This window comes from Pseudomonas sp. GM33, from assembly GCF_000282295.1.
GTDB classification, from domain to species: domain Bacteria; phylum Pseudomonadota; class Gammaproteobacteria; order Pseudomonadales; family Pseudomonadaceae; genus Aquipseudomonas; species Aquipseudomonas laurylsulfatiphila.
Map to the genome: position 1 here is coordinate 1 of NZ_AKJO01000180.1, position 14061 is coordinate 14061.

Here is a 14061-nt window from a genome sequence, read left to right on the forward strand (position 1 = left end):
TAAATACATTGCCTGCTTCGGGGACGGGTGCTCCGGCGATCTCGACGTCCACCTCTTCGGCCAGATTCTTGGACAACAACCGCCATGGCAGCGGAAACACCTCATCGGTTTCAGTAAACTTGAAAAGCAGATCAAAAAAACCGCTTTTGTTACCTGCGGTGATTGTCCACTTCACCGATCCATTGGCAGGGATTGTTTGCGCATTCGCTTCACTCAGGGGTGGATCGTAGATATTGCCCAGATCGGGATGAAGATTTCCTGGCATTAGCGCAACCTTCATTCCCGGTAACGGGCCTTGTGGATTTGCTTCCAATTCCAGTTGATTGACGTCCTCTCTAAAGACCACAAAATCAGGTTTGTTCAAATCAGCGATGTCCACGCCATTGAGTTTGATCGCCTTGAACGCACCTGCTGATATTTTAGATATCACCCGGCTGTCTACAGTCAGCGCCGTGGTGGTGTCTTCACAGACTGCCAGAAACTTGAATGATCCAGTGTTCGCCCCACTTGTTACATCCCAGGAAAGTTTGAGGCTCTCTGTCACTTCAATGTATTGTTCGAACGGTGGATTGGCTTTAATCCCCAGTTTGTCTGCACCTTCTTCCTTGAGTGCCACCCTTAAACCGAGCATCCAGGGCTCGAACGTCAACTCAAGCGGAACAGTCTCTTCAGGAAAAAACAACGCCCCGACATCTGAGATGGGCCGTTCGCGCACATTGATTGCTGTCACTTCATCAGCGAGGTTTGCCGATATCACTCGAGCGCTGATGTTCTCCCAGTCTTTTTTGAGTTTCGAACAACTCAGGCCAAGTTCGAACCACCCGCTTTTGCCCGTGGAGGCCGAAGAAATGATGGGCCAGGAAATTTCCGCCCCGACTAAAGGTCTGGCGACATCCAGATATTCAATGGTAACGCCCAGCTTCGCCAGATCGCTGGCCGAACTCAACATCAGCGTTGATTCCTCCAACAACAGATCCGGGTTCAACAACTTTAATGTATTGGACTGTCCACGAGTACAGATTACGCCCAACTTGCTAACATCCGTCACCGGTTTACTGTTGATCTGCAGTGTGGCGTTGTTACCCCACGGGGTGAGCGCAAGAAAGGTGACATTGAACTCTTGATAAGCGTACCCAACCTCGTAATAGAGACTTGGGACTACAACCCGAACGGGGTATGAACCTGCAGTACCTCTTTTGAAAGCCTGGGATACTTGCCCGTCATTTTCCGGTTTGGACGGGCCGAGAATTTCGTCACGCAGTTTCCATTGCCCCTCAAACGGAATCGCTTGACTGGTGTAGTGAGAAACCTGCCGTGCATTGAGTATTGCGCCTTCATCGAACTCAATGACCTGGAACTGCTCATGACCGGTAGCGTCCACATAAGCAAGTCGGTGATGCCCGAGAGAAAAGTCGAGTTTGTAGGGTGCGGCAGTGAACTCGCTTTGTAACCGAAGCTGAAGCGCTTGAACTGGTGTTTCGGCGGATTGGGGTGGACAGTTTATCGTGCAGAGAAAACCTTCTTCTGAAAAGGTTTTATAAACACCGATCTCTGGATTAGTCGTGACCGGTAAATCGGGTTCGGCGGAATCAGTGTTCAGGCTCGCTTGCTGATTGACCCATGGGCTATCTTCTGTTGCTGCAATTTGGACTTCATGTTCAGCTCCGTGACATATGTACATGATCCCGGTTTCAAGTTTGCTGGTCATAGTGTTATCTCGATGATCGACGGCTGAATAAAACGAACCAATAGTTCGATTATCAAGAAAATGTTTTTCCCGGAGAACTGTCAAAAATGACAGTTCATTAAGACTAATTGGCAATAAGCAAGTCGGTAACCACTAAGATCCAGCAATAAATACTGAAAAAATCCGCGCCAAGTCGAGCTTGATCCAGTTCGACTGCACAGTAATCTCACAACCTGTAATCGTGAGGGTCCTGGTATTTGGCGCTCCTGGCATTTGAATTTTTTTGATTTGTATTTCTGACAAACTGCCAAGATTCAAGATCGAAAAATCGCCGCCTGCAGCAGCTCAGGGGTATGGGATAGGGGCATCGGAAGATTTTCGCCTGCTGCGTTGTCGATTCAGGCCATTGCTATTCGACTAGAAGTGAATCATTCAAATCCAGCGGAGAAAAAAACATGCGCTTCATGATCATCATCAAGGCCAGCCAGGATTCCGAAGCCGGCGTCATGCCCAGCCAGGAACTGCTGACCGCCATGGGCAACTACAACGAAGAACTGGTCAAGGCCGGCATCATGCTCGCCGGCGAAGGCCTGCATCCGAGCAGCAAGGGCGCTCGAGTAAAGTTTTCAGGTGACAAACGCTCGGTGATCGACGGCCCCTTCATCGAAACCAAGGAACTGATTGCCGGTTTCTGGTTGTGGAAAGTGAAGTCCAGGGAAGAAGCCATCGAATGGGTCAAGCGCTGCCCCAACCCGATGCCGGGCACCGAGGCCGAGATCGAGATTCGGCAGGTGTTTGAAGCCGAAGACTTTGGCGCCGAATTCACACCTGAATTGCGCGAGCAGGAAGAGCGGTTGTTCGGGCAAATCAAGAAGTGCTGAGCATGACGTACAGCGGATCAACCCCTGAATCATCCGGGAAAACCACGATGTAATCGGCGAACCGGGCTGTTGCTCCTTCGGCTGTGATGGGCTCGACAAGCGGTACGGTCAAAGATTGCACAAATCCCAAGCGACGCATGGGGGGCTGTGCTGCGGGAGTCTGACGCACAAGGGGGACCGGGGTAGACCAGCAAACAGTGACGGGGGTGGTGCCATCAATGGTGAAACCAAAGGCGCCCCGTTGCTGATCAAACTGCGCCGCCCGCACTCTGACCCTGGCCGGCACGTTAGCGCTTGGGGTCGGAGTGATATAAACCTGCGCCAGTGTTTTCACCTCGCGCAAGCCCTGAAACATCGTTCCGGGTCTTGCGGGCACTGTAGTCGTCCCGATTCGGAAAGGAAGATCAATCTCGGACTCTTTCATCGCCAACGAAAGCCAATCCTGACCCTCGAGCGGCGTCAGTTCGACCAACGGAACACAGAGCCCGTAGACCTGAGTATCCGCGCGGCTGGAAAACTCAAATTGCATCACGGCGGCGTACAGTGTCTCATCGCTCGGTTCGCCTGAAGTGTTCCTCCAGGTAAACTCGGCAACAACCGAACGAATGGCTGTCTGCAAATCAATCTGTTGGCTCAACTGCAAACCGGATGCACCACCCTCCAGTAAAACCTCGGGGCGCTTGTGGGCAAAGGCCAATGAGGCCGTGATCATGTAGCCCGGCTGACCAGGTTCGGCCCTCGCCAGCCGACGGGAACGAATCAATTGGTCCTGTGCCATTATCAACAACGCCTCGGCCTCGTCATGCAAAGATCGATGACGCTGGCTAAAAGCGGCCAATTGCCCGGTGTAGCGATCCTGCAACGCGTTGATCTGCTGAGCGAGACTTTGCCACTGCGCCTGTTCGGTCCGCGCATAGGTCAGGTTACGCTGGGCATCATTTTTGGCGAACTGCACCGTCATTTTCCAGAATTCGAACTTCCTGATCGCGATCACTACTGCATGTTGAACATGTTCCAGTGCGCGGATATCTGCTTCTCGATCAGAAACCGTCTTGCTGCCATTTAGCTGGTCGCGCAGTTGCTGGATACCCTGCCCGAACAGACCAAACGCTTTTTCAACGGCTACTTCCGACGCTGTCACATCTGCAGCAATTTTTTGCACTTGCGCAAAGCTGCGTGCAAGAGGTGTCATCACTGGCGATGGTTCGGGTATGGAAACCGATTCTTCTTTGAACGCAGTACCGCCTTGTTTGCGATGCCAGTCCTTGACGTAATACACCACCGATTCCGGACTGTTCGAGTTGAATTTTTCATTCGGGTAAAACAACAGGTCGGCCCCCTTGGGATGACCGACAATCTGGTCGAAATGGTTGATAAGCCTGTCATGATCCTGCTTGGATAAATCCACAGCCCAGATCTTGTTGACCAGCGCCTGAAATTCCGATTCGGTGTAATCCTTGAGTGTGGCTTTAAGTTCCATCCTGGTTCTTCCTTGAGCCCTTGGGGCAAGCTGTCGTAGACAAGGGCACTTGCTCGATCAGGGGCAAGTGCCGGCAAGTGTTGATAGAAGGTTATTCTGGTTTGAAGCCGGGCTTGTTATTGGCTGCGCGCCATTCTTTGACTTCTTTCAGGATGCCTTCCGGACTGTCTTCCTGGCCTTCCTTTGGGTAAAAGATGACGTCTGAGCGTCCCGGGTGCTCAGTGACTGCCTCAAAATGCTCTAAGAGCCTGTCCCAATACTCTTCGAGCGCCCGTCCTTTTAAACCGCTTGTGTGATTAAAGAACTCACCCAAAAAAGACAGAAATTCCGCCTCGGTGTAGTCCTCTAGTTTCTCTTTAAAAAAAATCATAATGTTGTCCCTTATGCAGTTGAATATGACGCTTCGGGGTCATTACAAACAAGTCATCCAAGCCGTAAACAGCACCACCCTTTGCTATTTCAATTCGATGATGAAGTTCGAACGCCTTACGCCCCCCGACTTGATCAGTCCCCTTGGGAAATGGAGCCGAACCATTTCGCATTCTTTCGAGGTTACCTTTATTAAATTGCTCACTAAGTAATACGTCCGCCGCAACAGCCTTCCAAAACGCCTCCCTGAACCGGTGAAAATTGGCAAACTCAACCCCTCTCAACCGATCCGCAATATGCGAAGGTATAGGCGCCCCCTCTCCTCGCGCAGCTTCACCCAACCATACCCCCGAAACCACCTGCCCCACCCCGGTTGCAACCCCCGGATCGTCCCGTCGATCACGAAACAAAGCGTCCGGCGAGGGAAGCTCCATATCCCCCGGATACCCCGGAATACTCGCACCAACTTCCCCTACATCAACAGCCGGAAATGTCTCGTTTTCCGGTAGGACGGGGATGGCCGGGCTACCGGGATAAATCAACGGATCGGTCGGTGTAATCGCCGATGTCGTCGATCCGATGTGTTCGCTGCCTGGCGGCACCACGGGTTTCCAGCTACTGGCCGGCGGAATCGGCCAAGGAACAACCGCAGGGACGATCCCGAGCCATCCTTCGGCAGCTTGCGGCGTCTTGATGCTGATTTTGTCGAGGTTGAAAGGATCAGACCAGAACTCCGAACGCTCCTGGTAACGCAGTTCGAATTCACGGCTTTCACCCACCCATGTGCTTTTCGGCGCGTAGGGGGCGAAACCTTGTTCGATGCGCTTTTGATTCACCTCATCGAAGGGCGAGACAAGTGGGTGATGCTCTCCTATTGTTCGCCACAACGCTTCGTCGAAAGCCTCGAACGACTTGAATTCGCGCCCTCGGAACTGGTCTCCGACTTGAGTCGGGATAGCCGCACCCGCAGTCTGAGTCGCCGAATTCCACCATTCTTTTGTCGGCGGCTGACCTGTTCCTGTAACGACGCCTGTGCCCATAGGCGGGACGCCGAAAGACAGATAGATCGGCTCAAGGCCAGGCACGCAAACAATGCAATCCTGGATGCGCAGATCGACGCCTGAGGGGATGTCTTGAGCCTGGGGCTCCATCACCGCCAACGGCGTCCGGCCAGGCATCGCAGCCTGGGAAGGGGCATCGGCAGTGAACAGCAGGTGCCGGGTTGGCGATCCAGGGACCTCGGCGGTGTAGAGCCCTGTCAGAGGGTCGAGTACTGCATTGACGACCGGAACCCGGGAGTCGATCTCGCCGCCAGTACTGGCGATGACAATTGCAACACCTTCCGGCATGGGTAAGGGCTTGAGCCGGTACTCTGCTTCTACCGAGCCACGTTCGTCAGCAATCCCTTGCAGTTCCTGAGCGTCGTAAAGCTCCAGTGTTCTCGCGGGTACACCTACGGCGTAGAACAAGCGATCTCGTTGCTCCGGAGTCAACTCACCGTTGCCCAGGACGGGTGACTCCAGCATCCCCGTAATGAACAACGGTCCTGTTTTCAGCGCGATGCGGCCGAGATCGATAAGACCTTTGATGCCAGCCTGAACCGCACTTTCGAGAACTGCTGCAACTTCCTGGGCAACAAGCACGCCTTGCGGTGTCAATACCGCGCCGCCAGCGGCCAGCGCAGTGGCAGGTAACGTCAGTGTGTTGGCTTGCCTGATGCGCTCAATGCGCGTATCCGCATCTGCCTGTTGCTTGAAACGGATGCGTGCATCACGTTGCTCGGCAATCTGCCGAAGACGCTCCCAATGAGCTTCCCTTTCACGCCAGACAATGGTCTGTTCAGCATGATGACTGGCTAGTCTGTTTGACTTTTCGGTGAGCGAAGTAACTTGAGTGGATAGCAGCCGGGATTCATGGGCAGCTGTATAGGCGTTTTCCCAAGCCTGATAACCACTGTCGAGCGCATCGCCGAACTGGTCCAGTCGCACCAGAAAATCAGCTGGCGTACGCGTGAGAGGATCGTGCCCATCAAACGATCGGGCAACGATATTCCTTGCATTGAGTTCCGATGTTTTGCGGGCGATCAGCCCATCTATTTCGTTTTTTTCTTTGCTGATCAAATACAGTTGCCAGCGTTCGCTACTCGAACCGCTGTCAAGAGGTTGTCTTGCGCTCGATATCTCGTGTTCAAGTGATGACGACAGCTGAGCAGTCTTGGCCGCAAAGCCCTGGTCAATCTCAGCCCTCACGATGCCATGACGCTGAGCCTGCCCTGCAAGCAGTTGTTGCCGCGTCTGTACACGTGCCTGCTCCAGCGCCCGAGCTGCAGCGTCTGCTGCATCTTTGGCCGCCTTCTCTTTTCGCTCCTGTTTGGCCTTTTTCCTGAGCGCAATGGTCTTGGCGCCCGGGCCACCAAAATTGCCGGACGCGCCGACACGATTACCCCCGAAACCACCGCCTCCCCATGAACCACCACCGCCACCCGAAGCCGGCGGGCCGGACCTTATTACTACGTCTCCTGACGTCCCATCATTGAATGTTCGTTGTGCCATACAGTCTCTCCTTGTCTGTAGGGCACAGCTTGTTTACAGGGCAGCGATCAGGTGCGGTACATATGTATAGGATGCGATTGGTTTACGAGATCAATCAGTGATCGGATGGATTACAATCAACTCCAACGTGATGACATTTTTAGCTAATGATCCTAACCAACTGATCCGCATTAACTTTTTAGTACACAAAAATAACGAGAATCCACACACAAAACGAAAGAATTAATCCACAGGACTGGCCAACCCGTGGTTAACTGCTAACTTCATCCGATAAGTCCTACAGGCTTGATCGGAAAGGGATTACGCAGTTACGGCCAAACTTAAGGGCCGTCTGCCCAATCAGCCACCAGGGAGCCGGGGGATTAATGTCAAAGAAATTGGGGAAGTACGCCTTCGTCTGGGTGACTTCGCTCGCGCCTGCTTTTTGTGCTCACGCCGATAACGCCGAGACGGCCAACAAAAGTAACAACCCGCTGAACCTGGCGCCCGGCGTCAACCTTCAGGACTACTACACCCCGAAGTTGTTCGACACCAACGCTCATACCAATGACGCACTGCTGCGTGGCGCGTTGCCCATGGCGCCGAATGATTTCATTGGCGTCCCGCAACTGTTGCGCGTCACCCTTCCCGTCAGCACCCGCCCGGATCCCCACAACGGCTACAGCACCGGCATCGGTGACCTGAACCTGTTCGATATTTTCCTGCTCAAGACCGAAGGCGTGCAGTTGGGCGTCGGCCCGCAAATCACTGCGCCGACCGCTGAGCAGGATGAGTTGGGAACCGGCAAATGGCAGGCCGGACTGTCCGCCATCGCCATCGACTCCTCGCCGCGCGGGCTCCTTGGCGCACTGGTGCAGTACCAGAGCTCGTTCGCCGGTGATCACGACCGCCCCCATGTCGAATCCGCCACTTTCCAGCCGTTCATCATCCACAACCTGGAAAAAGGCTGGTACCTGCGCTCGACCGGCATCTGGACGTTCGACCTGAAGAACAACACTCACTACATCCCACTCGGTTTGGGTGGCGGCAAAGCCTGGAAGTCCGGGTCCAATATCCTCAATGCCTTTATCGAGCCACAGTGGACCGTTGACCGAAAAGGCGATGGCTTGCCGCAATTCACACTGTTCGCCGGGATCAATGTCACCTTCGGTAAATAAGGACTTTTGTATGCACGGTGCACTTCGCGCAGCCGGTTTCAGCCTGATGACAATGTTCGTCAGTTGTGGTGCAGGGGCCAGTGTCGACTTCACCGCCACCCCGGACGAAGCCCGGGCCATTGCCAAGGAAGCCTATCTGTACGGTTTCCCGGTGGTGGAGATGTACAAGACCCTCTACACCCAGGCCGTGGACAGGAAGAGCCCGAATTTCAAGGCACCGTTCAATCAGATCGGCAATACCGCCAAGGCGTTTACCGCGAAGGACACGGCGTTCGTCACCCCGAATTCCGATACGCCCTACTCCTTTGTCTGGATGGATTTGCGCGCCGAGCCGTTGGTGCTGACCCTGCCGCCCATCGAAGAACACCGTTATTACTCGGTGCAACTGATCGACGCCTATACCCAGAACTTTGGCTATCTGGGTACTCGCAGCACGGGCAACAACGGGGGGCACTACATGATTGTCGGCCCGAACTGGCAGGGTCAGCAACCGGTCGACATCGACCGCATGGTCCGCAGTGAAAGCAACATCGCTTACGCGCTGTACCGCACGCAATTGTTCGATGAAAAAGACCTGGCCAAGGTCAAGCAGATCCAGAAAGGCTACAAGGTCGAACCCCTGAGTCGCTACGTCAAACAGAAAGCTCCGGCTGCCGCGCCGAAAATCGACTGGCCGAAACCGACGCCGACCATGAGCGAGACCCCGGACCTGTTTCGCTACCTGAATTTCATGCTGGCATTCACCCCGGCCCAGGACGTGGAAAAAGACCTGCTGGCGCGTTTCGCAAAAATCGGCGTCGGGGCCGGCAAACCCTTCAAGCTCAGCGACCTCAGCGCCGAACAACGCAAGACGCTGGAAGACGGCATCAGTGACGCCAGGGCCGAGTTCGCCGAATTCAAGAAAACCAAAGTCGACACCCATGAGGTCAGCAGCGGTGACCTGTTCGGCAGTCGCGACCACCTCAAGGGCAACTACCTGTACCGCTACGCAGGCGCCAACATGGGGATTTTCGGCAACTCTGCCGAAGAGGCGAACTACTTCGGCTATTTTGTCGACAAAGACGGAAAACCGGTCGACGCGTCGAAAACCGACTACACCCTGCATTTTGACAAGGACGCCCTGCCCCCGGTCGATGCGTTCTGGTCCCTGACCATGTACGACGGCAAAAACAAATTGCTGGTGGCCAACCCGCTCAATCGCTACTTGATCAATTCGCGGATGTTGCCCGACCTCAAGCTCGATGCCGATGGCGGCCTGACCCTTTACGTGCAGCACAAGGCACCGGCCAAAGCATTGCAAAGCAACTGGCTGCCGGCACCGAATGGTCCGTTCTACGGCGTGCTGCGCCTGTATCTGCCCAAACCGGAAGTCAACAACGGCCAGTGGAAACTGCCGCTGCTGACGCCAGCCACCCCACAACCATAAGCGGAGTCGTTCATGATCAGGCCTTTCGTAGTGCGCCCCTTGTTGGCGCTGTGCATGGTCAGCGTCAGTCCATGGGGCCTGGCGGCCGAAGGCGGTGTCGGTCGCCCGATCACCGGCCAACAAGTGTTTTCCGATGCCGGGATCGTGCCCCCGGAGCCGGGTTGGGTCATGTCCCTGACCAGCATCTGGTACGACGGCGACCTCAAGGGCAGCGCCCAGGTGCCGATCGTGGGCGCCCTGGGTACCGGGCTGGACATGAAAGTGTCTTACACCATGGCCAACTTCACTCACGTCTGGGACACGGGCAAGGGTCGCTGGAACTACGCCTCGGCCATCGGTGTACCGGTGCAGTACACCGACATTACCGCAAGCATCACCGGCCCTCGCGGCAGGACCCTGGGCAGCGAGGATACCGGCACCCAGTTCGCCGACATGCTGGTGACGCCGATTGCCGCCGGTTATCACTTCGACGAGCTCAACCACATCGCGTTCTCGCTGCCGATCTACGTGCCGACCGGCGCCTACAACGACGATCGCCTGGCCAACCCGGGGCAGAACACTTACACCTTCATGCCGACCGTGGCGTTCACTCACCTGGACGGCAAGGGCGGCGAGTTCACGCTGTCGAGTGGCCTGGAGTTCTACACCGAGAACGACGCCACGGATTATCGCAACGGCAACATTTTCACCCTCGACGCCCTGTGGACCCACGGCTTCGGCAACGGCTGGAACGCCGGCGTAGTGGCAGGCTATATCCAGCAGGTCACCGACGACTCGGGATCCGGCGCCACCAGCGGTTTTCGCGGACGCTCGGTGGGCGCGGGCCCGACGGTAGGCTGGAGCGGCAAGTTCGCCGACGCCCAGGCCAACATCAGTGCCCGTTGGGTCCCGGAGTTCGACACCAAGAACCGGCCCGAAGGCAATGGCATCAGCGTCAACCTGACCCTGGCATTTTTCTAAGAGGTAGCCAGGGATGGCCATCAGCACCCGTTCGACCTTTTGCAGGAACCTTTCATGACCGCACTCAACGACCTCAACGCCCTGCAAGCCAGCATCGCCGAAGCGGTGCTCGGTCAGGACCAGGTGATCCGGCAAATCCTCGTCGGCCTGCTGGCCAACGGGCATCTGCTGCTGGAAAGCCTGCCCGGCCTGGCCAAGACCCGCACGGTGAAAGCACTGGCCAAACACCTGGACGCGAAGATGAGTCGCATCCAGTTCACCCCGGACTTGCTGCCGTCGGACATCACCGGCGCCGAGGTGCTGCATCAGGTCGAAGGCAGGAACGAAATCCGCTTCCAGCCCGGCCCGCTGTTCGGCAACCTGATCCTGGCCGACGAAATCAACCGTGCGCCGGCCAAGGTCCAGGCGGCGTTGCTCGAAGCCATGGAAGAACGCCAGATCACCGTGGCCGGCAACAGCCATGCCCTGCCGGAACTGTTCATCGTGGTGGCGACCCAGAACCCGATCGAACAGGAAGGCACGTACCCGCTGCCGGAAGCGCAGATGGACCGCTTCCTGATGAAAGTGCTGCTCGATTACCCGAGCGCGGAAAACGAAAGCCAGGTGCTGCGCCTGCTGCGCGAAGAAGAGCAGGCACTCGGCGCCAAAACGGCTGCGGTGCAGGGGTTCGCCCTGGCTCAGGACGTGATCTTTGCCGCGCGCCGGGAAGTCAGCGCGGTGCACGTGTCCCCGGCCATCGACCGCTACCTGATCGACCTGATCAATGCCACGCGCCATCCGGCCGATTACGACGCCGATCTCGGGCGCTGGATCAGCATCGGCGCCAGCCCTCGCGGCGGTATCGGCCTGGACCGTTGTGCCCGGGCCGACGCCTGGTTGCAGGGCCAGGATTTCGTGTCTCCGGACAACGTCCGCGCCGTGGTGCACCCGGTGCTGCGCCATCGGCTGCAACTGAGCTACGACGCGGTGGCCGATGGCGTGAGCGCCGACCAGGTGCTCGACCGTCTGCTCGATAAAGTCGCGATCCCGGCCTGATGCCCATGAACAGCGTCGACGGCCTGGTGTATGTCTCTCTGGCGCAGTTGATGGCCCTGGAGTTCAAGGCCCGTGACCTGAGTTTTGTCGCTCGCCAACCTCAAGGCAGCATCCTCGCGGGCAATCACGCTTCACGCTTGCGTGGCCGCGGCCTGAACTTCGATGAGCTGCGCCGTTATCAGCCGGGGGACGATTTGCGTCATCTCGACTGGCGCGCCTCCCTGCGCACCGGCAAACCGGTGGTACGCACATTCACCGAAGAGCGCGATCGCCCGGCGCTGATCCTCGTCGACCAGCGCATGTCGATGTTCTTTGGTTCGCAACGCAGCTTCAAATCCGCGGTCGCCGCCGAACTCGGCGCCCTGGCGGCATGGATGGTGTTCAACGCGGGCGACCGCGTCGGTGGGCTGGTATTCAACGATCAACGCATCGACAGCATCGCCCCACTGCGCAGCCGCAAACGCGTCGAGGCGCTGTGCAGTCGCATTGCCCAACAAAACCAGGCACTCAATGCGGGCAACCCGGATGCCGAGGGCGCAGACCAGCTCGACAAGGTCCTGCAGCATTGCCTGGCCGTGGCCGGTCACGACCACCTGATCTGCATCGTCAGTGATTTTGCCGGGGCCGGCGAACGCACCTTGCAGCTCATGCGACAACTGGCGGCCCATAACGATGTGATCGCCATGCAGGTCTATGACCCGCTGGCGCTGAACCTGCCGAAAAACGGCCGAGTGCTGATCACCCAGGGGCAATTGCAGGTGGAATTGGCGGTGGATCGGCAACAGGTGCATCAGCCCTTGGGGGATTTTCTCAGCGGTCGGCTCAAGGACGTCGCGACCTTGCTGCGCCGCAGCCAGGTGCCGTTGATGATGTTCAGCACCGCCACCGAAGCCCACGAACAACTGCGCGCCGAACTGGGCAAGCTCGCCGGGAGACGCCGATGAACCCCGCTATCCCGAGTATCGACCAACTCAAGGAAATGGCCCTGCCGGCTCCGGTCAGCTATGCGCCGCAGACCTGGGGTTGGTGGGCATTGCTGACATTGTTGGTGCTCAGCCTGTTGCTGGTCTGTGCTCGACGTTACTGGCAATGGCGGCGCGATCGCTATCGGCGCGAGGCGCTGGCACGGCTGGCGGAGTTGCAGCAGCGCAGCGATGACCTGAATGCATTGCGCGAACTTCCGGAACTGCTCAAACGCGTAGCCCTTTCCATGCCGTCCTCTAACTGGAATGCATTCCCTGTGGGAGCGGGCTTGCCCGCGAAGGCGTCCTGTCAGTCGACATCAATTTTGAATGTCATGCCCTCATCGCGAGCAAGCCCGCTCCCACAGGGTCCTGCGGCGTTAGGAAACAAGGATTGGCAGGCATTCCTGCAGCGACACATTTCACAACCCTTGCCCGCCGACTTCAGCCAACAACTGTCGCTGCTGGCCTACGCGCCTGACGCAACCTTGCGCGCCATGCCCAACGAGCAGCGCCAACTGTTGTTCAACACCTGCAAAACCTGGGTGGAGCGTCATCATGTGGCAGCTTGATTACCCCTGGTTGCTGATCCTGCTGCCATTGCCATGGTTGGGTTATCGCTACCTGCCCGATTACCGCGAGGCGCGCAGTGCCGTGCGCGTCCCGTTTTTCGGCGCCATGAGCCGTGCTGTCGGCCAGGCACCCAGCCAGGCCGGTACCCGCAGCAACGGCTGGCAGTTGCTCCTGAACCTGCTGGTCTGGACACTGTTGCTGGTGGCGGCGAGCCGGCCGGTGTGGGTGGAACAGCCCATCGAGCGCCAGCAGCCGGTGCGTGACCTGATGCTGGCCATCGACATATCCCAGTCGATGGAAACCACCGACTTCACCGACGCCAACGGCCAGAAAATCAACCGCCTGGCCGCGGTCAAGGACGTGGTGCACGGGTTCATCGACAAACGCAAGGACGATCGAATCGGACTGATCGTGTTCGGCACCGGCGCCTATCCGCAGGCCCCCTTGACCCTCGACCACGCCAGCCTGTCACTGTTGCTGGACGACACCGGCATCGGCATGGCCGGCCCCAACACCGCCATCGGCGACGCTATCGGCCTGAGCCTGAAACTGCTGGAGCAGGCCCACGAGCAGGAAAAAGTGCTGATCCTGCTCACCGACGGCAACGACACCAGCAGCGCCATCACCCCGGATCACGCGGCCGCCATGGCTGCTGCCAAAGGGGTGGTGATTCACACCATCGGCATCGGCGACCCCAACGCCGAAGGCGAGGCCAAGGTCAACCTGCAAGGCCTGCAGGACATTGCCCAGGCCACCGGCGGACGCTTCTTCCGCGCCGAAGACCGCAACGCCCTGGATCAGGTCTACAGCACCCTCGACAAGCTCACCCCGCATCAGGTGAAAACCCTCAGCCATCAGCCCAAACGCGATCTGTTCTGGTGGCCGCTGGGCGCGGCCATTGCTTTGCTTGCGATGTATCACCTGGGCGCCCTGCTGCTTCCACGGCTGATGCTCGCCCGTCAACGGCAGGAGACCTGAG

General features: G+C 57.4%; 11 protein-coding genes and 1 pseudogene. 8 read left to right on the forward strand and 4 right to left on the reverse strand.

Annotated elements, in window-relative coordinates; all coding sequences use genetic code 11:
* Positions 1 to 1708 (reverse strand): annotated as a pseudogene (locus tag PMI26_RS02625) (hypothetical protein); the annotation flags it as partial.
* Between the two features lie 434 nt (positions 1709 to 2142).
* On the opposite strand from PMI26_RS02625, the gene PMI26_RS02620 reads away from it, so the two are divergent.
* Complete coding sequence (locus PMI26_RS02620) at positions 2143 to 2568, forward strand: YciI family protein (protein ID WP_007979865.1); 426 nt, start codon at positions 2143 to 2145, stop codon at positions 2566 to 2568.
* On the opposite strand, the gene PMI26_RS02615 is transcribed toward PMI26_RS02620, so the two are convergent.
* The 3 genes from PMI26_RS02615 to PMI26_RS02605 all read right to left on the reverse strand — a co-directional run bounded on the left by PMI26_RS02615 (position 2555) and on the right by PMI26_RS02605 (position 6969).
* On the reverse strand, positions 2555 to 4048 hold the full coding sequence (locus tag PMI26_RS02615) for a bacteriocin immunity protein (protein WP_007979867.1): 1494 nt from the start codon (positions 4046 to 4048) through the stop codon (positions 2555 to 2557). The genes PMI26_RS02620 and PMI26_RS02615 overlap by 14 nt on opposite strands.
* Before the next feature lie 91 nt (positions 4049 to 4139).
* Positions 4140 to 4418, reverse strand: coding sequence for a bacteriocin immunity protein (locus PMI26_RS02610; protein ID WP_007979869.1), 279 nt, complete (start codon positions 4416 to 4418; stop codon positions 4140 to 4142).
* Positions 4405 to 6969, reverse strand: a complete 2565-nt coding sequence (locus PMI26_RS02605) for an S-type pyocin domain-containing protein (RefSeq protein ID WP_007979871.1) — start codon at positions 6967 to 6969, stop codon at positions 4405 to 4407. Before PMI26_RS02605 ends, PMI26_RS02610 begins: the two co-directional genes overlap by 14 nt.
* Positions 6970 to 7334: 365 nt before the next feature.
* Between PMI26_RS02605 and PMI26_RS02600 the strand changes: the two genes are divergently transcribed.
* Genes PMI26_RS02600 through PMI26_RS02570 form a run of 7 tightly spaced genes read left to right on the forward strand, consistent with a single transcriptional unit; the run spans position 7335 to position 14060 of the window.
* Entirely contained in the window at positions 7335 to 8126 is a 792-nt protein-coding gene (locus PMI26_RS02600; protein WP_007979873.1) for a hypothetical protein, read from the forward strand.
* Between the two features lie 10 nt (positions 8127 to 8136).
* Positions 8137 to 9552, forward strand: a complete 1416-nt coding sequence (locus PMI26_RS02595) for a DUF1254 domain-containing protein (RefSeq protein ID WP_007979875.1) — start codon at positions 8137 to 8139, stop codon at positions 9550 to 9552.
* A 12-nt stretch (positions 9553 to 9564) separates the two neighbouring features.
* Positions 9565 to 10512 carry a SphA family protein gene (locus PMI26_RS02590; protein WP_007979876.1) on the forward strand — a complete coding sequence of 316 codons (948 nt, stop codon included), beginning with the start codon at positions 9565 to 9567 and terminating at the stop codon, positions 10510 to 10512.
* Between the two features lie 54 nt (positions 10513 to 10566).
* Positions 10567 to 11547 (forward strand): AAA family ATPase, encoded by a 981-nt coding sequence (locus PMI26_RS02585; protein ID WP_007979878.1) that lies wholly within the window; start codon positions 10567 to 10569, stop codon positions 11545 to 11547.
* On the forward strand, positions 11547 to 12491 hold the full coding sequence (locus PMI26_RS02580; protein ID WP_007979880.1) for a DUF58 domain-containing protein: 945 nt from the start codon (positions 11547 to 11549) through the stop codon (positions 12489 to 12491). The genes PMI26_RS02585 and PMI26_RS02580 overlap by 1 nt, the downstream gene beginning before the upstream one ends.
* Positions 12488 to 13081, forward strand: coding sequence for a DUF4381 domain-containing protein (locus PMI26_RS02575; protein WP_007979882.1), 594 nt, complete (start codon positions 12488 to 12490; stop codon positions 13079 to 13081). The genes PMI26_RS02580 and PMI26_RS02575 overlap by 4 nt, the downstream gene beginning before the upstream one ends.
* A complete protein-coding gene (locus PMI26_RS02570) occupies positions 13068 to 14060 on the forward strand; it encodes a vWA domain-containing protein (protein WP_007979883.1) in 993 nt (330 codons plus the stop codon). The genes PMI26_RS02575 and PMI26_RS02570 overlap by 14 nt, the downstream gene beginning before the upstream one ends.
* Position 14061: the final 1 nt, after the last annotated feature.